The 20,410-nt window shown below is 45.4% G+C and carries 22 protein-coding genes; 20 read left to right on the forward strand and 2 right to left on the reverse strand.

Annotated elements, in window-relative coordinates; genetic code table 11:
- Positions 1 to 13: 13 nt before the first annotated feature.
- The 20 genes from ACVA54_RS03620 to ACVA54_RS03715 all read left to right on the forward strand — a co-directional run bounded on the left by ACVA54_RS03620 (position 14) and on the right by ACVA54_RS03715 (position 17,310).
- Positions 14 to 901, forward strand: a complete 888-nt coding sequence (locus tag ACVA54_RS03620; RefSeq protein ID WP_099079782.1) for a MinD/ParA family protein — start codon at positions 14 to 16, stop codon at positions 899 to 901.
- Complete coding sequence (locus ACVA54_RS03625; protein ID WP_099079783.1) at positions 894 to 1,628, forward strand: RNA polymerase sigma factor FliA; 735 nt, start codon at positions 894 to 896, stop codon at positions 1,626 to 1,628. Before ACVA54_RS03620 ends, ACVA54_RS03625 begins: the two co-directional genes overlap by 8 nt.
- 45 nt (positions 1,629 to 1,673) lie before the next feature.
- Entirely contained in the window at positions 1,674 to 2,042 is a 369-nt protein-coding gene (cheY, locus tag ACVA54_RS03630; protein WP_099079784.1) for a chemotaxis response regulator CheY, read from the forward strand.
- 110 nt (positions 2,043 to 2,152) lie between these two features.
- A complete protein-coding gene (locus ACVA54_RS03635; RefSeq protein ID WP_446649405.1) occupies positions 2,153 to 2,893 on the forward strand; it encodes a protein phosphatase CheZ in 741 nt (246 codons plus the stop codon).
- 9 nt (positions 2,894 to 2,902) lie between these two features.
- Complete coding sequence (locus ACVA54_RS03640; RefSeq protein WP_446649406.1) at positions 2,903 to 5,125, forward strand: chemotaxis protein CheA; 2,223 nt, start codon at positions 2,903 to 2,905, stop codon at positions 5,123 to 5,125.
- A 29-nt stretch (positions 5,126 to 5,154) separates the two neighbouring features.
- Entirely contained in the window at positions 5,155 to 6,282 is a 1,128-nt protein-coding gene (locus ACVA54_RS03645) for a protein-glutamate methylesterase/protein-glutamine glutaminase (RefSeq protein ID WP_099079787.1), read from the forward strand.
- Positions 6,279 to 7,055, forward strand: coding sequence for a ParA family protein (locus tag ACVA54_RS03650; protein ID WP_099079788.1), 777 nt, complete (start codon positions 6,279 to 6,281; stop codon positions 7,053 to 7,055). The genes ACVA54_RS03645 and ACVA54_RS03650 overlap by 4 nt, the downstream gene beginning before the upstream one ends.
- The gene (locus ACVA54_RS03655) at positions 7,048 to 8,085 is read left to right on the forward strand and encodes a chemotaxis protein CheW (protein ID WP_099079789.1); all 1,038 of its coding nucleotides are present in this window, start codon (positions 7,048 to 7,050) and stop codon (positions 8,083 to 8,085) included. Before ACVA54_RS03650 ends, ACVA54_RS03655 begins: the two co-directional genes overlap by 8 nt.
- A 34-nt stretch (positions 8,086 to 8,119) precedes the next feature.
- Positions 8,120 to 8,614, forward strand: a complete 495-nt coding sequence (locus ACVA54_RS03660; RefSeq protein WP_099079790.1) for a chemotaxis protein CheW — start codon at positions 8,120 to 8,122, stop codon at positions 8,612 to 8,614.
- A gap of 14 nt (positions 8,615 to 8,628) precedes the next feature.
- Positions 8,629 to 9,120: a DUF2802 domain-containing protein gene (locus ACVA54_RS03665; protein WP_099079791.1), complete on the forward strand. Its 492-nt coding sequence runs from the start codon at positions 8,629 to 8,631 to the stop codon at positions 9,118 to 9,120.
- Positions 9,121 to 9,320: 200 nt separating this feature from the next.
- Positions 9,321 to 9,938, forward strand: coding sequence for a cytochrome c biogenesis heme-transporting ATPase CcmA (gene ccmA / locus ACVA54_RS03670; protein WP_099079792.1), 618 nt, complete (start codon positions 9,321 to 9,323; stop codon positions 9,936 to 9,938).
- A 1-nt stretch (position 9,939) separates the two neighbouring features.
- On the forward strand, positions 9,940 to 10,608 hold the full coding sequence (ccmB, locus tag ACVA54_RS03675) for a heme exporter protein CcmB (protein WP_099079793.1): 669 nt from the start codon (positions 9,940 to 9,942) through the stop codon (positions 10,606 to 10,608).
- A 109-nt stretch (positions 10,609 to 10,717) separates the two neighbouring features.
- Positions 10,718 to 11,461 carry a heme ABC transporter permease gene (locus ACVA54_RS03680; protein ID WP_099079794.1) on the forward strand — a complete coding sequence of 248 codons (744 nt, stop codon included), beginning with the start codon at positions 10,718 to 10,720 and terminating at the stop codon, positions 11,459 to 11,461.
- 12 nt (positions 11,462 to 11,473) lie between these two features.
- On the forward strand, positions 11,474 to 11,680 hold the full coding sequence (gene ccmD / locus ACVA54_RS03685) for a heme exporter protein CcmD (protein ID WP_099079795.1): 207 nt from the start codon (positions 11,474 to 11,476) through the stop codon (positions 11,678 to 11,680).
- Positions 11,677 to 12,162, forward strand: coding sequence for a cytochrome c maturation protein CcmE (ccmE, locus tag ACVA54_RS03690; protein WP_099079796.1), 486 nt, complete (start codon positions 11,677 to 11,679; stop codon positions 12,160 to 12,162). Before ccmD ends, ccmE begins: the two co-directional genes overlap by 4 nt.
- Positions 12,159 to 14,141 carry a heme lyase CcmF/NrfE family subunit gene (locus tag ACVA54_RS03695; protein ID WP_446649407.1) on the forward strand — a complete coding sequence of 661 codons (1,983 nt, stop codon included), beginning with the start codon at positions 12,159 to 12,161 and terminating at the stop codon, positions 14,139 to 14,141. The genes ccmE and ACVA54_RS03695 overlap by 4 nt, the downstream gene beginning before the upstream one ends.
- Before the next feature lies 1 nt (position 14,142).
- The gene (locus tag ACVA54_RS03700; RefSeq protein ID WP_099079798.1) at positions 14,143 to 14,697 is read left to right on the forward strand and encodes a DsbE family thiol:disulfide interchange protein; all 555 of its coding nucleotides are present in this window, start codon (positions 14,143 to 14,145) and stop codon (positions 14,695 to 14,697) included.
- Positions 14,694 to 15,179: a cytochrome c-type biogenesis protein gene (locus ACVA54_RS03705; RefSeq protein WP_099079799.1), complete on the forward strand. Its 486-nt coding sequence runs from the start codon at positions 14,694 to 14,696 to the stop codon at positions 15,177 to 15,179. The genes ACVA54_RS03700 and ACVA54_RS03705 overlap by 4 nt, the downstream gene beginning before the upstream one ends.
- Complete coding sequence (ccmI, locus tag ACVA54_RS03710; RefSeq protein ID WP_099079800.1) at positions 15,179 to 16,396, forward strand: c-type cytochrome biogenesis protein CcmI; 1,218 nt, start codon at positions 15,179 to 15,181, stop codon at positions 16,394 to 16,396. The genes ACVA54_RS03705 and ccmI overlap by 1 nt, the downstream gene beginning before the upstream one ends.
- A gap of 134 nt (positions 16,397 to 16,530) precedes the next feature.
- Positions 16,531 to 17,310 carry an MlaA family lipoprotein gene (locus ACVA54_RS03715; protein WP_446579858.1) on the forward strand — a complete coding sequence of 260 codons (780 nt, stop codon included), beginning with the start codon at positions 16,531 to 16,533 and terminating at the stop codon, positions 17,308 to 17,310.
- Between the two features lie 73 nt (positions 17,311 to 17,383).
- Here ACVA54_RS03715 and ACVA54_RS03720 read toward each other — a convergent pair whose 3' ends face one another.
- On the reverse strand, positions 17,384 to 18,664 hold the full coding sequence (locus tag ACVA54_RS03720; protein WP_446649408.1) for an outer membrane protein transport protein: 1,281 nt from the start codon (positions 18,662 to 18,664) through the stop codon (positions 17,384 to 17,386).
- A gap of 310 nt (positions 18,665 to 18,974) precedes the next feature.
- Entirely contained in the window at positions 18,975 to 20,264 is a 1,290-nt protein-coding gene (locus tag ACVA54_RS03725; RefSeq protein WP_446649409.1) for an outer membrane protein transport protein, read from the reverse strand.
- Between the last annotated feature and the right edge of the window lie 146 nt (positions 20,265 to 20,410).

Below are 20,410 nucleotides of genomic sequence, written 5' to 3' on the forward strand. Positions count from 1 at the left end.
GCGGCGGACTACTATGACTGAGAATATGATATACGATCAAGCAAGCGGCCTCCGTCGCTTAACGCAGCCATCATTGACCCAAGTAATCGCGGTTACCGGCGGAAAAGGTGGTGTGGGTAAATCAAACGTGACATTGGGTTTGGCGATTTGTATGGCTCGTCAAGGCAAGAAGGTGATGGTTCTTGATGCTGACCTAGGTTTGGCTAATGTTGACGTTATGCTCGGAATTCGCTCAAAACGTAATCTTGGGCATGTCCTAGCAGGAGAATGCGAGCTAAAAGATGCGATTGTTGAAGGCCCTTATGGTATAAAGATTGTCCCTGCAACGTCGGGCACACAAAGCATGACGGAACTCTCACATGCTCAACATGCCGGACTGATTCGCGCATTTGGTAGCCTTGAAGATGAGATGGATGTACTGCTGATCGATACCGCTGCGGGTATTTCAGACATGGTCATCAGCTTTTCTCGTGCAGCTCAAGAAGTGGTGGTTGTGGTTTGTGATGAACCGACTTCCATCACCGATGCTTACGCATTAATTAAGCTATTGAGTAAAGAACATCAGGTGCAACGCTTCAAAGTTGTTGCAAATATGGTCAGAAGCTACCGTGAAGGTCGAGAATTGTTTGCAAAGTTGACGCTAGTCACAGAGCGGTTCTTGAATGTTAGCCTTGAACTCGTAGCATGTATTCCATTGGATGATAAAGTACGCCAGGCCGTTAAAAGGCAGAAGATAGTGGTGGATGCATTCCCTCGCTCTCCTGCGGCTTTAGCGATCAGCTCATTGGCGAACAAAGCTCTTACGTGGCCAATACCTAAAACACCAAGTGGTCACCTTGAGTTTTTTGTTGAAAGATTACTAAATCGTACCGAATTCACAGAGGACCCTTTTGGTGAATAACGCGATAACCTATAACCAACATGGCAGATTTAATAGTCAGCAGGCGTTCATCGAGCGCTACTCAGTGTTGGTTAAGCGTATTGCTCACCACCTGTTAGGCCGCTTACCGCCGAGTGTTCAGGTAGAAGATTTAATTCAGGCTGGAATGATCGGTCTTATCGAAGCTCAGCAGAATTATGATGGTTCTAAAGGTGCGAGCTTTGAAACTTATGCTGGTATCCGTATTCGCGGAGCAATGTTAGATGACATTCGCAAAGGCGATTGGGTACCACGTTCTGTTCATAAAAATAATCGAGAGATTAACCAAGCGGTTGCAGAACTGGAAGGCATTCTAAACCGTGATCCTTCAGACTCAGAAGTGGCAGCGCATCTCGGTATGACACTAACTCAATATCATAGTGCGCTTACCGACATAAACTGTTCAAGGTTAGTGGGGATTGAGGACTTAGGTGTCTCTGATGATGTGATTTCTCCAGCGGATGAAACCGATGATAGCAACCCGTTCAAAGGTGTGGCTGATGAATCGTTTCGAAAAGCACTGGTTGAATCAATAAAACAGCTCCCAGAGCGTGAAGCTTTGGTTCTTTCGCTTTATTATGACGAAGAACTTAACTTGAAAGAGATTGGCGATGTGTTGGGCGTAAGCGAATCTCGCGTAAGCCAAATACTGAGTCAATCTATGCAACGTTTACGCACCAAGCTCAGTGCGTGGACACAAAATGACTAAACACACTGATTTTACGATTCAGTGGAGGCAATTTTGAATAAAAACATGAAGATCCTTATTGTTGATGATTTCTCAACAATGCGCCGTATTGTTAAAAACCTACTTCGTGACTTGGGTTTCAATAACACTCAAGAAGCGGATGATGGTTTAACTGCATTACCAATGCTGAAAAAAGGTGACTTCGACTTTGTTGTGACTGATTGGAATATGCCGGGAATGCAGGGCATTGATTTGCTTAAACACATCCGTTCAGATGCAGAATTAAAGCACCTTCCTGTTCTTATGATCACTGCAGAAGCAAAGCGTGAACAGATCATCGAAGCCGCTCAAGCAGGTGTAAACGGTTACATCGTGAAGCCATTTACCGCAGCAACACTAAAAGAAAAATTAGATAAAATTTTCGAACGTTTATAACCCTTACTTTCTCTTTGTTAACCGAGTCATTACTCCTAATACTAAAGGATGGCTCGTTTGACACTTAAAAAGTGATAAGAAAGAACGAAACGTAAAAGGGTCTATTCAGGATGATCTCACTAGAGCAGGCGAAGTCGCTCGTTCAGATGCTAGAAAATGGGGAACAAGACCAAGCGAATGAGCTTGTTGCCTCGATATATGAAGGTGATGGAAATCCGATGCTTCAAGAAATCGGAACATTAACCCGTGACCTTCATGATTCACTTAATCAGTTCAATCTCGAACAACGCATGACTGAAATCGCGAAAGCGGAAATCCCAGACGCTAGGGATCGCCTGCAATACGTGATTGATAAAACCGAACTAGCGGCAAACAAAACCATGGATGCGGTTGAATGCTGCTTGCCTATCGCTGATAACCTGCACGAGTGCCTTCAACAAGTTCGCCCTCAGTGGAACGAACTCATGCATGGCCGCATAGAATTAAGCGAATTTAAAACGCTTTGTTACCGCATTGATGAACTTTTAGTTCAAGTCGAGGGTGACAGCACCGAGCTGCGTGGTCAATTGACCGAGATTCTAATGGCACAAGATTTCCAGGACTTAACTGGCCAAATCATTCGTCGCGTGATTACGCTTTCCAATGAAGTGGAAGAGCGCCTGGTTGAGATCTTGACCGTCTTTTCTGGTAGTAAAGCCGCAGAACCGACTCAAGTTTTTGCAAAACCGACAGATAAAAAGAATAAACCATCAAGTGAAGCAGAAGGCCCTATTCTTCATCCAGAGCTAAGGGAAGATGCGGTTTCATCGCAGGACGAAGTCGATGACTTATTGTCCAGTCTTGGATTTTAAAGGTAACGTATGAGCTACGATTTAGACGAAGATATTCTTCAGGACTTTCTCATTGAGGCTGGAGAAATCCTGGAACTGCTGTCTGAGCAGTTGGTAAAGCTGGAAAATAACCCAGAAGATAGGGACTTACTTAACGCGATTTTCCGCGGCTTCCACACGGTTAAAGGTGGTGCTGGCTTCTTGTCTTTGACTGAACTGGTGGACACTTGTCACGGTGCAGAGAACGTGTTCGACGTGTTGCGAAATGGCCAACGCTCAGTCACGCAAGGTCTAATGGATACCATGTTGAAAGCGTTGGATACAGTGAATACTCAGTTCCAAGCGGTTCAAGATCATGAGCCTTTAGACGCGGCAGATCCCGCATTGCTTGATGAACTTCACCGTCTTTGCAAACCAGAATCTGAAGACGAAATCGCGGCAGTGGTTGATGCGCCTATTGTAACGCCTGAGCCTGTTGTCGAGCAGCCAGTTGTACCCGCACAGTCAAACTCTGCGTCAGCAAGTGTTGGCTCTGTTGATGAAATCACTCAAGACGAGTTCGAAAGGCTGCTTGATGAGCTGCACGGTAAAGGTACGGCTCCGGGGGCATCCACGCAAACGCCAGATGTGCCAGAAGAGCCGCTTCAAGTGAATACCCCTGTGGCAGACAGTGGTGACATTACCGACGATGAGTTCGAGAGACTTCTAGATGAGCTGCATGGCATCGGTAAGAGCCCGTCTGCATCAGACGCTGTCTCAGTTGAGCCGCCAAAAGCGCAAGAGCCAGTTGCTCTAGCTGCATCTTCGTTTTCAAGTGATAGTGACCTGATGACAGATGAAGAGTTCGAAAAGCTGCTTGATGAATTGCATGGTGCAGGTAAAGGCCCATCAATTGAAGAGCTCGAGTTTGCAACAAAACTTGCATCGGAAAATGTTGTATCTGAAACGCCAAAAGCGAAATCAGCACCTCAGCCTGAACCTGTCACCGTGGTGCCCGAATCTAAGCCGGAAGTAAAACCGATTGCGATAAAAAAAGAAGCTAAAGCAGTAGCGCCTGCGGCTAAAAAACCGCAAACGGAAGCCACGGTTCGTGTTGATACTTCAACCTTAGACACCATCATGAATATGGTGGGGGAATTGGTGTTGGTTCGTAATCGTCTACTCAGTCTTGGCTTGAACAGCAACGATGAGGAAATGTCGAAAGCGGTATCCAACTTGGATGTTGTGACTGCCGATCTTCAAGGCGCAGTAATGAAAACCCGCATGCAGCCAATCAAAAAAGTATTTGGCCGTTTCCCTCGCGTGGTTCGCGACTTAGCGCGTAATCTGAATAAAGACATTGTGCTGGAAATGCGCGGTGAAGAGACCGACCTAGATAAAAACCTAGTAGAAGCATTAGCGGATCCATTGATTCACTTGGTGCGTAACTCGGTTGACCACGGCATTGAGATGCCCGATGACCGCGTAAATGCGGGCAAATCACGCACTGGTAAAGTGATTCTTTCTGCATCTCAAGAAGGTGACCATATTGAACTGGCTATCGTCGATGATGGTGGCGGTATGGATCCAGATAAACTTCGTGGTATCGCAGTGAAACGTGGCATGATGGACGATGACGCAGCGGCTCGCCTTACCGATAAAGAATGCTTTAATCTGATCTTTGCACCAGGCTTCTCAAGTAAAGAAAAAATTTCTGATATCTCCGGTCGTGGCGTGGGCATGGATGTGGTTAAGACGGCAATCAATACCCTAAATGGCTCTATTGATATCGACTCTGAGCTTGGCAAAGGAACGAAGATTACTATCAAAGTACCATTAACACTGGCAATCTTGCCGACGTTGATGGTTGGCGTTGGAGGCCACCCGTTTGCGTTGCCGTTAGCGTCTGTGAATGAAATTTTCCATTTAGATCTTAGCCGTACCAATGTTGTCGATGGTCAATTAACCATTATTGTTCGCGATAAGTCTATTCCTTTGTTCTACCTACAGAATTGGCTAGCACCGAAGTCTCCTCGCATTCAAGAACGTACTGGGCATGGTCACGTGGTGATTGTTCAAATTGGCAGCCAGCGCGTAGGGTTTGTGGTTGATACTCTAATTGGCCAAGAAGAAGTGGTTATCAAGCCACTAGACAACTTATTGCAAGGTACGCCAGGAATGGCTGGTGCGACGATCACGAGTGATGGTCACATTGCATTGATTCTTGATGTACCAGATCTACTTAAGCAGTATGCTGCAGCTTCACGTATTTAAGTGAAGCTGAAGTTTATAAAAGGAATAAAATGGCGATTAAAGTACTAGTTGTTGATGATTCAAGTTTTTTCCGTCGTCGCGTAAGTGAAATCATCAACTCAGAATCGCGCCTAGAAGTGATAGACGTTGCTGTTAATGGTCGAGAAGCGGTAGAAAAAGCCAAATCACTGAAGCCAGATGTCATCACGATGGATATTGAAATGCCAGTCATGGACGGTATCACTGCCGTTCGTGAAATCATGGCTACGTCTCCTACGCCAATCCTGATGTTTTCATCCCTGACTCACGATGGGGCGAAAGCCACACTTGACGCACTAGATGCTGGTGCGCTGGATTTTTTACCGAAAAAATTCGAAGACATTGCACGTAATCGTGATGAAGCGGTGTCGCTACTTCAGCAGCGTGTGATTCAAATTGCTTCTAAGCGTGCCTTTCTGCGTCGCCCAATCGCAAAACCGGCTGCGATGCCTGCCAGTTCGATTAGTCGTCCATTGGCATCTCGTATGGCAGCGCCAACCGCATCGACGCTAAGTCGTCCATTGGCAGCAAAATTCCGCGCTTCGGGCAAAAAATATCAGTTAACCGCAATCGGTACTTCAACCGGTGGCCCTGTTGCACTGCAGAAGATACTGACCCGCCTGCCAGTCAATTTTCCGCACCCCATTGTGCTGATCCAACATATGCCAGCAACCTTTACCGCAGCGTTTGCTAGTCGCTTGAATACACTATGTAAGATTCAAGTTAAAGAAGCACAAGATGGTGATGTGTTACAGGCTGGCGTTGCTTACCTAGCACCAGGCGGCAAACAAATGATGGTGGATGGTCGCGCGGGTGCGGCTCGCCTTCGAATTATCGATGGTGGCGATCGTATGAACTACAAACCATGCGTTGATGTGACTTTTGGTTCGGCGGCGAAAGTATACGGCGACAAAGTACTGTCCATGGTGCTGACAGGCATGGGTGCAGATGGTCGTGAAGGTGCACGCATGTTGAAAACGGCAGGCTCAACCATTTGGGCGCAAGACGAAGAAAGTTGTGTCGTATATGGCATGCCGCAAGCCGTCGCGAAAGCGGGCATCTCTACTGAAGATTTACCTCTTGACCGTATCGCAGAGCGAATGTTGGTAGAAGTCGGTTTAGCGCAGGAAACATCATGATCGTTTGGAGTGTAGCGAACCAAAAAGGTGGGGTGGGTAAAACCACGTCGACGGTGACATTAGCGGGTCTGCTAAGTCAGAAGGGACATCGTGTGCTGATGGTCGATACCGATCCACATGCGTCGCTGACCACTTACCTTGGGTATGACTCAGACACCGTTGCTTCAAGTTTGTTTGACTTATTCCAGCTTAAGACGTTTTCGCGAGATACGGTAAAGCCGTTGATCTTGCAAACCGAGTTGGAAGGGATGGACATTATTCCTGCGCATATGTCATTGGCAACGTTGGATCGTGTTATGGGTAACCGCAGTGGTATGGGGTTAATCTTAAAACGAGCCCTTCAGGCGGTTGCTCAAGATTACGACTATGTGTTGATCGATTGTCCACCAATCTTAGGTGTGATGATGGTAAATGCACTGGCAGCGAGCGATCGAATTTTGATTCCCGTACAAACTGAGTTCTTAGCAATGAAGGGCCTAGAGCGAATGATTCGTACGTTAACTATCATGCAGAAATCGCGTCCTGATGGTTTCAAGGTTACCATTGTGCCAACCATGTACGATAAGCGCACGAAGGCGTCATTACAGACGTTAATGCAGCTGAAGAAAGATTACCCAAATCAAGTTTGGACGTCAGCAGTACCGATTGATACTAAGTTCCGAGATGCAAGTTTAAAGCATCTGCCAGTATCGCATTTTGCTTCTGGTAGCCGCGGCGTATTCGCATATAAGCAGTTATTGCTTTACTTGGAGAGGTTAATGTTCGATGAGTAGTCACGACATACTTTCCAGTGAACAAGCACTTGATGATTACTTTAGCGCGTTGCTTGGTGACGAGCCTGGTGCATCTGAGTTAGAAGATGAGTTTGACTTGCTGGCGAAGGAAGTATTGTCTACAGAGCCAGAGCCCAAATTACAACTGCAATACGCAGAACCGGAGTCGTATCAATACAGCGAAATGCATTCTCCAGAGTTAGAAGCGCCTAATTTGGAAGATGTTCAGCGATTGCTTAGCCAACTTGAGTCCACCAATGTGGTGGCAGAGTTGGACATCGACGACATTCTGGAGCAAAACACCATTGATATTGCAACTGAAGCAAAAGTCGTGGTGCCAGAAGTTGAAGTCAAAACAGCGTTGGAACCCGTTGAAGAAATTCAAGAGTGGGTGATCGACGAAGAGCCGATGCCGACTGTTGAGGTTGAACAACCTGAGCCAGTTTGGGAGCAACCAGAAATTGAAATGGTTGAACCGAATGTTGATGTTGAAGTGGAAATTGAACAACACACTGAGACAGAAACAGAACTGGAAACCGAAGCGGGTGCACAGTTACCCAATACTTGGAAAAGTACGCAGCGAAGCGCTGACTTTCAAGTGCTGTACTTTGATGTGAATGGCGTTACATTTGCCGTTCCATTGGATGAGTTGGGTGGTATTCACAATATTACAGAGCTGAACCACTTGATTGGTCGCCCTGCTTGGTACTTAGGTTTACAAACCAGTCGCGAGCAGCAGTTTGATGTTGTTGATACTGCAAAGTGGGTGATGGCTGATAAGCTTCGCAATGACGAATACAAAGATAAATATCAATATGTTGTTATGCTTGGCGATAGCATGTGGGGGCTAGCAAGTAACCAGTTAATGGGCACTGAAACTCTCAATGCTGATAAAGTCCGCTGGCGAGAACAGGCCGCCAAACGCCCGTGGCTCGCTGGAATGGTGAAAGAAAAAATGTGTGCTTTAATTCATGTCCAAGCACTTATAGGCATGCTAAACGACGGTTTAGATGTAAAATCAATGAATTAGATTTGGTCGGGAACGACATTAATGAGGATTAATTATGTCTCAAGCTTTTGAAGTTGAAGTGAAGAAAGATACATCGAATGACGAAGTTCTTCAGTGGGTGACGTTCCAATTAGAAGAAGAGACGTATGGCATCAACGTGATGCAAGTTCGTGAAGTCCTTCGCTATACAGAAATCGCTCCAGTCCCAGGCGCGCCAGATTACGTGTTAGGTATTATCAACCTACGTGGTAACGTTGTTACGGTTATTGATACACGCTCTCGTTTTGGCTTGATGGAAGGCGAAGTAACGGACAACACTCGCATAATCGTAATCGAGTCTGAACGTCAAGTGATCGGTATTCTTGTCGACAGTGTGGCGGAAGTGGTTTACTTACGTTCTTCTGAAATTGATACAACACCGTCTGTTGGTACCGATGAGAGTGCGAAGTTCATCCAAGGCGTAAGCAATCGTGACGGTAAACTGCTTATCCTTGTGGATTTGAACAAGTTACTTTCCGATGATGAATGGGATGAGATGGCTTACCTGTAACTGGTTGAAGAATCATGGCTGAAGAAACCTTTTTATCTTTGCCACTCTTAGTCGGTGGTGCGGCTTTTGTTATCCTAGCTTTGCTTTTGGTGCCGTTACGTATACGTGCAGGCTTAAGCAAGCAAATGGATCACCAGCGTGCGCAAGCTCGAAATGCCGAAAAAGAACGACAAAAGTTAAATAAGCAATTATTGGAAGTTCGCTCGGTGGTTGTTGGCTTAGGTCAGAAAGTCACTGAGCAAGAAGATGTTATTCGACATTTAAATGAGCGTGTTCGTGAGCTTGAACATGCTGATACAGACGGTCGCATGTACAGTCGCGCTTCAAAAATGGTTCAACTTGGTGCTGATATTAATGAGCTGATTGAAGAGTGTGAATTGCCAAAAGCTGAAGCAGAATTAATGCTTTCTTTGCAGAAAAAACTGGCTGGCAAAGAGAAGATCCCACCGTTGAGTAGTCAACCCTCTGATGAGCCGAGCTATCCACCGTTTGGAAGGCATCGATAAATGTATAAAAAAAGAAGCTACGGCTTCTTTTTTTATTTTTAAAATAAAAGCTTATAACCAAATATGATTAATTTCATTAAAGTGTGACTACAAGTTAACAAAAACTCACGAACTTACATACATCATCGCTTTCTTATCCTGTTTTGTCATATCTAAGCTGTGGTAATATAGCGACTCATTCATAATTTAGTTGAAGCTCTATGTTAGAAGTCTCTAACCTAACAGCGATCCGTGATGAGAGGATCCTGTTTGAAAACCTGCAGTTTGAAATTAAGCCTGGTGAATTAGTTCAAATAGAAGGGCGCAATGGTACAGGCAAAACGACATTGTTGCGTATTGTGACTGGGTTAGGCGACAGAGAAGAAGGTATCATCAAATGGAAAGGCGAGGTGATTGAGAAGTCTCGTGATCTTTTCCACCAAGATTTGCTTTTTTTAGGGCACCAAACTGGCGTGAAGAGAGAACTCACCGCGCTAGAGAACCTACGTTTTTATCAGTCTATTCATAATAATCGTTCCTCCGATGAAGAAATCTTTGCTGCTTTGACTCAAGTGGGCCTGGCTGGCAGAGAAGATGTGCCTGTAGCACAGCTTTCTGCGGGGCAGCAACGCCGAGTTGCGTTAGCAAGACTTTGGTTGAGTAACCAAATTTTATGGATTTTGGATGAGCCTTTAACAGCCATTGATAAACAAGGTATTAAAGTGCTTGAGTCACTGTTTGCGCGCCATACAGAGAATGGTGGCATTGTGATGTTAACCACACACCAAGATATGTTTGCAGATAGCACGAAACTTAGAAAAATTAAGTTGGGTGATTGAGATGATCTCTTCAATGACAACCATTATCCGTCGTGAGCTATTGATCGCATTTCGTCGTCAGGCCGATATTTTAAACCCACTGTGGTTCTTTATTATTGTAATCACTTTGTTCCCGTTGAGTATTGGACCTGAGCCAAATTTGTTAGCACGTATTGCTGCAGGCATTGTTTGGGTTGCTGCATTACTCTCTGCGTTATTATCATTGGAACGTCTATTTCGTGATGATTTTCAAGACGGTGCACTTGAGCAAATGATGCTAATGCCGATTCCTTTGCAACTTGTTGTTCTTTCAAAGGTGATGGCTCATTGGTTGTTAACGGGGTTACCTCTGATTTTGATCAGCCCACTGTTGGCCGTTTTGCTTTCTCTCGATTTTAACACCTGGTTGTCTGTGGTTCTGACACTGGTTATCGGTACGCCAGCGCTTAGCTTTATTGGTGCAATTGGCGTGGCATTAACCGTTGGGTTGCAAAAGGGTGGCGTACTTTTGAGTTTGCTGATTCTTCCGCTCTATATTCCAATTTTGATTTTTGCGACATCTGCAATTGATGCCGCTGCACTTGGTATGGCGTATAACGGTCAGTTGGCAATTTTAGGCGCGATGTTGATGGGGGCAATGACGTTAACCCCATTTGCGATAAGTGCGGCATTAAGAGTTAGTGTTAATTAACTCAATAAAGAGCGTCCTACTCGACGTTTGATCAAAGAATTATTTTTAAAGCACTGCTACGGTCTCGGCCCTCTGGATAGTGTCCCTGAAGTAAGAGCGAGAATTAAACATGTGGAAATGGCTCCATCCTTATGCCAAGCCAGAAACAGCTTATCATCTGAGTGGTAAGTTTCTCCCTTGGTTTTCTGTATTGGCCTTAGTCTGCTTATCGGTAGGTACGATTTGGGGGCTTGCGTTTGCTCCATCGGATTACCAACAAGGTGACAGTTTCCGAATTATTTATATTCACGTCCCTTCCGCCATTTGGTCGATGGGCGTTTATATGTCGATGGCGATTGCTGCATTTATTGGTCTAGTATGGCAGGTTCGGCTTTCTAACATGGCTGCTTTGGCAATGGCGCCGATTGGGGCGGTGTTTACCTTTATTGCCTTATTAACAGGAGCAGTCTGGGGAAAACCAATGTGGGGCACTTGGTGGGTGTGGGATGCACGCTTAACGTCTGAACTGATTCTTCTATTTTTATACCTGGGTGTGATTGCGCTTTACCACGCCTTTGATGATCAAAAAACAGCGGCAAAAGCGGCGGGTATTTTGGCGATCGTTGGTGTGGTTAATCTTCCTATTATTCACTTCTCTGTGGAGTGGTGGAACACGCTTCACCAAGGGGCAACGATTACAAAATTTGAAAAACCATCTATTTCGGCAAATATGCTTTGGCCGTTGCTATTGAATATTTTTGGCTTTGCGTTTTTCTTCGGTGCAGTGACGATGGTGCGTTTTAGAAACGAAATTATCAGCAAAGAGAGTCACCGACCTTGGGTGCGCAAGCTTGCTGCTGACAAAGCGCAGTGAGGGAATTGAATTATGCATTTTGAAACTCTAAGCGATTTATTTGCCATGGGTGGCTACGCGGCATACGTGTGGAGCGCATTTGGTATTACCTTTTTATCTATGATCATTTTGTTGGTTTCAAGTCTTCGTCGAGGGGATGCGTTATTGAAAGAAGTACAGGCAAAAATTGATCGTCAAACGCGCGTTGACGCGGCGAAAAATATGGAGAACACCTTATGAACCCGAGACGTAAAAAGAGGCTAGGCATTATTTTAGCCATTTTTATCGGTATCAGTGCCACGGTTGGTTTGATGCTTTATGCACTCAACCAAAACATGGATCTCTTCTATACGCCGACAGAGCTAGTTAACGGTAAGCCTGATGGCAGTAAGCCAGAGGTGGGTCAGCGTCTACGTATTGGCGGTATGGTTGTAGAGGGGTCTGTTCGTCGTGATCCTGAGTCTTTAAAAGTGAGTTTTGATCTGCACGATGTCGGCCCAAAAGTGACCATCGTTTACGAAGGTATTCTTCCGGACTTGTTCCGTGAAGGGCAGGGCATTGTTGCTCAAGGTATTCTAGAGAATGCAACAACAGTAAAAGCGTTCGAAGTTCTTGCGAAACACGACGAAGAGTACATGCCTCCAGAGATCGCGGAAGCCATGAAGAAAACGCATGAACCTTTGCAATATACTACCGAACAGAAACAAGGAAGCGGCCAATGATTGCTGAAATCGGTCACTTTGCTCTCATTCTATCGCTTGCGATGGCGGTGCTGTTAAGCATTCTGCCATTATGGGGCGCATCAAACAACAACACTATGCTGATGAATACAGCACGGCCGTTATCATGGTCGATGTTCATCATGCTGTTTTTCTCATTTATTATCTTGTGTTGGGGTTTTTATACTAACGACTTCACGCTGCAATATGTTGCGAGCAATTCAAACAGCCAACTTCCTTGGTACTACCGTTTAACTGCGGTTTGGGGCGCGCACGAAGGTTCACTATTGCTTTGGGTTCTGATTCAAGCAGCGTGGACGGTGGCGGTTGCAACCTTCAGCCGTGGTATGCCACAAGAATCGGTTGCTCGTGTACTTACTGTAATGGGTATGATCTCAGTGGGTTTCCTACTGTTCATTATTCTGACGTCAAACCCATTCCTACGTACGTTGCCATTCTTCCCGGTAGACGGTCGTGACTTGAACCCATTGCTGCAAGACCCGGGTTTGATCGTTCACCCACCAATGCTCTACATGGGTTATGTTGGCTTCTCGGTTGCTTTCTCGTTTGCGATTGCGTCTCTAATGACAGGCCGTCTTGATACGGCTTGGGCCCGTTGGTCTCGTCCTTGGACAACAGCAGCATGGGTATTCTTAACACTGGGTATCGCACTAGGTTCTTGGTGGGCTTACTACGAACTTGGCTGGGGTGGTTGGTGGTTCTGGGATCCAGTAGAAAACGCATCATTCATGCCTTGGCTAGCGGGTACGGCACTCATGCACTCTCTAGCAGTAACGGAAAAACGTGGCACGTTTAAAGCGTGGACAGTACTACTGGCGATCTCTGCATTCTCACTGAGCCTACTTGGTACTTTCTTGGTGCGCTCTGGTATTTTGGTATCAGTGCATGCGTTTGCGTCTGATCCATCCCGCGGTATGTTCATCCTAGGCTTTCTAGTGTTTGTCATCGGCGGTTCGCTATTACTGTTTGCTGTAAAAGGCGCTGCCGTCCGTGTTCGCGGCAACTTTGATTTGGTATCGCGTGAAAACGCACTACTATCAAATAACATCATTATTATAGCTGCGCTTGTGGTTGTGCTTGTCGGTACACTACTGCCATTGGTTCATAAGCAAATTGGCCTTGGTTCGGTTTCTATTGGTGCGCCATTCTTTGACATGTTGTTTGCTTGGCTGATGATGCCATTCTCGTTCTTGCTAGGCATTGGTCCACTGATCCGTTGGAAGCGTGACAATTTATCTAAGCTTGTTAAGCCAATGATTATCTCTGGCATCTTGTCTTTCGGCCTAGCCGCTGTGTGTGTTTACTTGTTTGCAGATTTCTTCTCAGTCATGGCTTACATTGGTTGGGTAATGGCAATCTGGATCATCTCGATGCACGGTTTTGAGCTATATGAACGCGCAACGCACCGTCATAGCTTTGTTGAGGGCGTACGTAAACTACAACGCAGCCACTGGGCGATGATGCTAGGCCATATTGGCCTTGCTGTTACCATTATCGGTATTGCGATGGTGCAAAACTACAGCATCGAGCGTGATGTTCGCTTGGCCCCTGGTGAGCACTTCAAGATTTATGGTTACGATTTTTACTTCTCTGGTTTGCGTGATAAAGATGGTCCGAACTATGACGGCTACATCGCAGACTTTGAAATCACTAACGATGGTAAATATGTTAATACGCTGCATGCGGAGAAGCGTTTTTACCGTACTGCGAAGTCAATGATGACAGAAGCGGCAATCGACCGAGGCATCACTCGCGACTTATACATTGCGATGGGTGAGCGTTTAGATGACAACCGTTCTTGGGCTGTACGTATTTACTACAAACCATTCGTTCGTTGGATTTGGGCTGGTTCTTTGATCATGTCTTTAGGTGGTATGTTAGCGATCTCTGATAGACGTTACCGCTTTCGTAAAACAACGAAGAAAGACGGGCAATCCAAGCTAGCGGAGAAGGAGGCATAATATGAATAAGAAAGTCTTATTTATCCCGTTGATTGCTTTCATGATTTTAGCGGGTATCTTTGCCACTCAGTTGGTGCGTAACCAAGGTGGCGATGATCCAACCAAGCTTGAGTCTGTATTGGTTGGTAAACCAGTACCTAAGTTTGATTTAGAGGACTTGGCGGAACCAGGCAAGCAATACGACCAGTCGATTTTTAAGGGTGAACCTTTGCTACTCAATGTTTGGGCAACGTGGTGCCCAACTTGTTACGCAGAGCACAAATACCTGAACGAATTGGCGGGCAAGGGCGTTAAGATCATCGGTATGAACTATAAAGATGATCGTAATAAAGCCATTGGTTGGTTGAACGACCTTGGCAACCCTTACCTCATTAGTCTATTTGATGGTAGTGGCATGCTAGGGTTAGATCTTGGCGTATACGGTGCACCAGAAACGTTTATTATTGATGCAAATGGTGTGATTCGTTACCGCCACGTTGGTGATGTGAACCCACGAAACTGGGCAGATACGCTAGAGCCGCTGTACAACAAGTTAGTTGAGGAGGCGAAGCAATGAAAAAGTTTATCTTAGCCGCTTTCGCCGCAATGACATTTTCGATTGCCGCTCATGCTGCGATCGAGGTGTATGAGTTCGACAACCTACAGCAAGAGCAGCAGTTCAAAGAGCTTGGGCACACCTTGCGCTGTCCTAAATGCCAGAACAACACCATTTCAGACTCTAACGCTGAACTCGCGCAAGACTTACGTAATAAGGTTTATGAAATGACCAAAGAGGGTAAGTCTAAAGACGAGATTGTCGATTACATGATTGCTCGCTACGGCAACTTTGTGACTTACAATCCTCCGTTTACTATGGCGACTGCCATTTTGTGGCTTGGGCCATTTGTGGTTGTTTTAGGTGGCTTTGGCTTGATCGTACTGCGTAGCCGAAAGTCCAAAACGCAGGCTGCACAAGATAGTGAAGAAGAATGGGACGCAGAAAAAGAAGCACGCCTAAAATCACTACTTGAAGAAGAGAATAACGGAGATAAAAAGTAATGACTCTATTTTGGATTGCTACCGTTGTTCTTACACTTGTCGCATGTGCACTGATTGCATTCCCGATCCTCAAGCAAAAAGCCAACAACGATGAAGTATTGCGTGATGAGCTAAACAAAGCGTTTTATAAAGACCGTCTTTCAGAGCTTGAAGAAGAAACCGACGAAGGTTTGGTTGAGAGCCAAGAGGATCTTATTTCTGATCTAAAGCAATCGCTATTGGACGACATTCCGGGTGAGAGTTCGCATAAAGAGACAACAGTTTCTCCGATGGCGGTTTTGATACCATCCGTGATTCTTACCGTGGTGATGAGCTATGGTCTGTACTACAAGTTTGGTGCATCTCAGGATGTGGTGCAGTGGCAGGAGGTGACATCAAACTTACCAGAACTCTCTAAGAAGCTGATGTCTGCATCATCGGAACCACTTAGTGAAGATGAAATGGCGGATCTCACGCTTGCATTGCGCACACGCCTGCATTACCAGCCAGAAGATTCCACGGGGTGGTTATTGCTAGGTCGTATTGCACTCGCAAATCGTGATGTGACAACAGCCATTGATGCAATGGAAAAGTCCTACAAGTTAGAACCGAAAAATCCAGATGTTCAGCTTGGCTATGCACAAGCATTGATGCTATCTCAGGATGATATGGAGCAAGCAACAGCACGTTCACTTCTCGGCAAATTGATGCAACAAGATTACGTCGATCTACGTGTGTTTTCTTTGCTTGCATTTGATGCTTTTGAGCGCCAGGATTTCCCGGCAGCAATTAAATACTGGGGCATCATGCAGCAGATGATTGGTCCAGAAGACAGCCGTTATGAAATGCTTGATCGAAGTATTGAAAGTGCTCGTAAACAAATGGGCGAGGCCGTTTCACCAGATAAGAGCGTTGCGGTAACCATTAATGTTGCGCCAGAGGTTCAACTTGATCCGAATGCGGTAGTGATTGTTTCAATCCACCGTGCTGATGGCTCTCCAATGCCAGTAGCCGCTGCTCGTTACCCTCTGGGGACTTTCCCTCGCACGGTAGTTCTAGATGACGGTAATGCGATGATGGAAGGCCAAAAACTGTCTTCTCTAGAGAAGTTGATCGTTCGTGTTCGCATTGACTCTGATGGCAACGTCGCAACACGTGACCAAGACTGGCACGGTGAGAGTGAAGTAGTGACATTTGGTCAGCCAGTGGAAGTCCTTATTGATAAACAGTATCAATAATACACAAGCGCTTCTGATATATGATACTCTGTGATTATCAAGGCAGATTTGTGGTATGACTACAAATGTTCGAGTAGAATGACGGAGGCCAGCATTAGCTGGCCTTTATTTTAATCGTCGTAATGGAACGCAGAATGTATAACAAGGGTAAATCTATCTTCTTGTTGCTGTTTGCAGTTGGACTGGTTGGTTGTTCAACGGCACCTGAACACGCAGTCACTGAAGAAAATGAAACGAATCAAACGACTTCTGATGTTTACGATCCGTTAGAAGGTTTTAACCGCGCGATGTGGGAAATCAATTACGAATACCTTGATCCGTATTTGGTTCGCCCAATTTCTCTTGCATATGTAGACTATACTCCTGTCCCTATTCGTTCCGGGATCGCTAACTTTTTGGCCAACTTAGACGAGCCAGCAAGCGTGGTCAATAACCTGATTATGGGGAACGGCACCAAAGCGGTGGATCACTTTAACCGCTTTTGGATTAACTCTACCTTCGGTGTTTTAGGGGTGTTCGATATTGCTACCGCCGCCGGTATCACCAAGTACGACAACAAAGCATTTAGCGACGCGGTTGGTCATTATGGTGTAGGTAATGGCCCATACTTTATGGTTCCGGGCTATGGCCCTTATACCCTGCGCGAAGTGACGGATACCGTTGATGGTATGTATGTGCCTTTGTCATACCTTAACTTTTGGGCTGGCCTCGGTAAGTGGGCACTAGAAGGGATGGAAAAACGCGCTTTGGTCGTTCCACAAGAAGCCCAACTTGAAGCATCGCCAGATCCATATGTGTTAACCCGTGATGTTTATCTGCAGCGCCAAGATTTTAAAGCGGAAATCACTACCACCGATGAAGTGGACGAAGACGAAGAAGCGTACTTGGATGAGTATCTAGAAGAAGATTTCTAAATGATTAACGCAGACAAACAAAAAAGGCTTAGCAAATGCTAAGCCTTTCTTTTATTGGTTGAAAATGTTCGAATTAGAACTTGTAGTTCGCTTGAACACCGATTAGCCATACGTTACCAGTTACTTCACCTTCAAATTTACCGCCGAATGCAGCGGCTTCTTTATCAGATTCATCGCGAGGCTCGCTGATTGGGGCATCTTTAGCAAAAATGTAAGTAAAACCAGCGTCTAGAGTTAGGTTATTAGACCATTCGTAGCCTGCGCCAACACTTAGCCATACGCGGTCCGTCTCTGGAATCGTTGTAGTACGGTATTTATCATCAACGGCTGACATATCGTAAGCAACACCTGAGCGCAGCGTCCATTTTTGGTCAAGTTGGTAGGTTGAACCAACAGCAAAACGGTAGTTGTCTTTCCAGTTTTCAGTTTTGATTAGGTTTGATTCTTCGCCAGGGAAGTCGGCAACAAGCTCTTTAAAGCTGCTCCAATTAGTCCAGTTGATGCTTGTATGAACAGCTAGTTGATCATTTAGTTGGTGGAAGCTTGCTAGCTCGGCGGTTGCAGGAAGTGTTAGGTCCATTGAGCCTGCTTTTTTCGCATAAGGTTTCGCAGGGTTGAATGCCATGCCATTTGCATGACCTTGAAGCGTCAGATCGACCGCTGATTTATATGCAAAACCAATGCGGTTGTTATCATTGATTTGCCATGCAGTACCCACTTGCCAACCCCAAGCTGTATCATCACCTTCCATGTATTTAAGTGGAAGACCTGCTAACTGGTTCATCTGTGGAGGCATAATCGCGCCAATGCTGCCGTCCGCCATGATGTAGCGGATTCCGCCACCAATGCTTAGCTGTTCGTTCAGTTTGTAGGCTGCATTTAGGTTTGCTTCCATCGAGAACACGCTCGCTTGGTTACCAAAGTTTGCTGCAGCAAAATCTTTACCTAGGTTAGCTTCCATGCCGTAGTTGGTGCCAAGTGCAAAACCAACTGCTAGCTTGTCATTGTATTGGTGAGAAAGGTAAAAGTTTGGAATGATGGCATCATGAGCAAAATCATGAGAGCTCGCGTTGTGTAGGCCATCGATGTAAGTCGATGTACCATCCACATCAATATTTGGGTTTACATAAATCGCACCAACAGACACCTGTGTACCTTCTAGGTAAGTCAGCATTGCCGGGTTGCGCCATTGTGAGCTTGCATTATCTGCCATTGCTGCTTCACCTGCGTACGCGCGGCCTAGACCTGTAGCAGAATATTCTGCAAGTTGGAAACCCGCCGCATTGGCGATGCCAGAGGTACTAAATAGGCTGAATGCCACTGCTGTTGATAGGAGAGTCTTGTTGGTTTTCATTGTAATGTTCGCTGAGTTATTGATAACGTGGGGCGAAAGTTTACGCCTAGAGTGTTTACTTTAAAAATGAGATTCCGTAAATGGTTGTTTTTCGAAATATAAAACCATAAAAACTTAATTAACTAAGATATAAAACCAATAGTGAAGGGTGTGTGAATAAACTTCAGCGAACAGTTGTGAGGCATAAAGGTGGTTTTTGATTACACCTGTACGCTTAAATTGAGTGAATAGAAAGTGATAGATATGAAAAAAAGACTGGAATTCCAGCCTTTTATATAGAGAGTGCTAATATTAGCTATCAGCGCTGTGCTTAGAAACTGCGGCTGTATTGTAAGCCGAATAGAATCGCGTCAGCGTGAGTCGTTGCAGAAATACTACTTACTGCGATACCAGCAACGTTAGTATCTTCATTTACTGACACGTCATCACCCATTAGGTAGGTGAAACCAAAGTCAACGTTAGATTTAGTGTCGATATGGTAAGTAAAGCCCGCTGATAGCCATTGACGATCTGAGTCAGGTACAGAAATTGACGTCACTTGATCCTGTGCACTGGTGTCGTACATGTAACCCGCACGCAGCGTCCAATCGTTGTTTAGGTAGTAAGTACCGCCGATCGCGTAGTGCCAGCCGTCTTGCCATTGGTAATCTTTGTTATAACTACCTGTAAGAAGTGAGTCTTTAAGGTTTTTAAACTCGATTTGGTCAAATGCACCCCAACCAATGTATTGGATCGAGTAGTGAACTGCGAATTTGGTGTCTTCAATTTTGTGGTAACCAGAGAACTCCGCCATATCTGGCAGAGGCAGAACGATTTTTTGACCTTTATCGTCTTTCGCTTCAAATTCAGGGCTGTAGCGGTAAGACAAACCAAAACGGTTATTTTCGTTTAGCTCGAATACAGTTCCCACATTAAAGCCAACAGCAAAACCGTCTGCTTTATCGACGTTTAATAACGTTGCCCCAGGTTTAACGCCCATTTCCGGAAGTGAGGGGAAACCCTGACCAGCGATGCGTTTCATTGTGCCTTGACCATAGATTAGATCTAACCCAGCGCCGAAGCTCCATTGCTCGTTTAGGCGGTATGAACCAGCAACACCAAAGTTAAAGCTCTTAACGTCTGTTAGACCACCATATTCAGATGCCACATAGCTGTCAGAGAATTCGGTTTTTGTACCAAAGTTGGAATACGCATTGACACCCCAAGCAAACTTGTCATTAACAGGAACAATGAGGTGAATGTTTGGTGCGATTGATGTCCCGCCTACGTCATCAGTGTTAGCGATATCTTGAGGAGGGAACATATTTGGAGCGACTTGGCAACCAACTCCACAGTATTTAGCATCTTTAACTTCTATCATTGAAGTAATGCTTTCAAAACCAAGAGATAGCTCCATTTTATCAAATAGCGCCATTGCTGCAGGGTTACGTGCCATTACCGCTGCATTGTCTGCGATTACCGCATCACCGGCGAATGCACGACCGACACCAGTCGCTGATTGTGCGTTTAGCTGGAAACCAGCCGCCATTGCTTGACTTGATGCCATTGCAACCGTCACTGCTAGGAGAGTCTTTTTAAACAGACGCGTATTCTGAGTCATTTTTTATTCCTTATAAGTTTCGTCTCTTTGGACGATAAGTTGAGCTTTTGCTCAGTGGCGCAGATAGTAGTATTAAGAGTGGACCATACAAATCCGACCATTGGATGAATTTGAATAAAAATTGCAGAAATGATGTCTAAATGTCG

The sequence above is a fragment of the Vibrio sp. PNB23_22_6 genome, assembly GCF_052877535.1.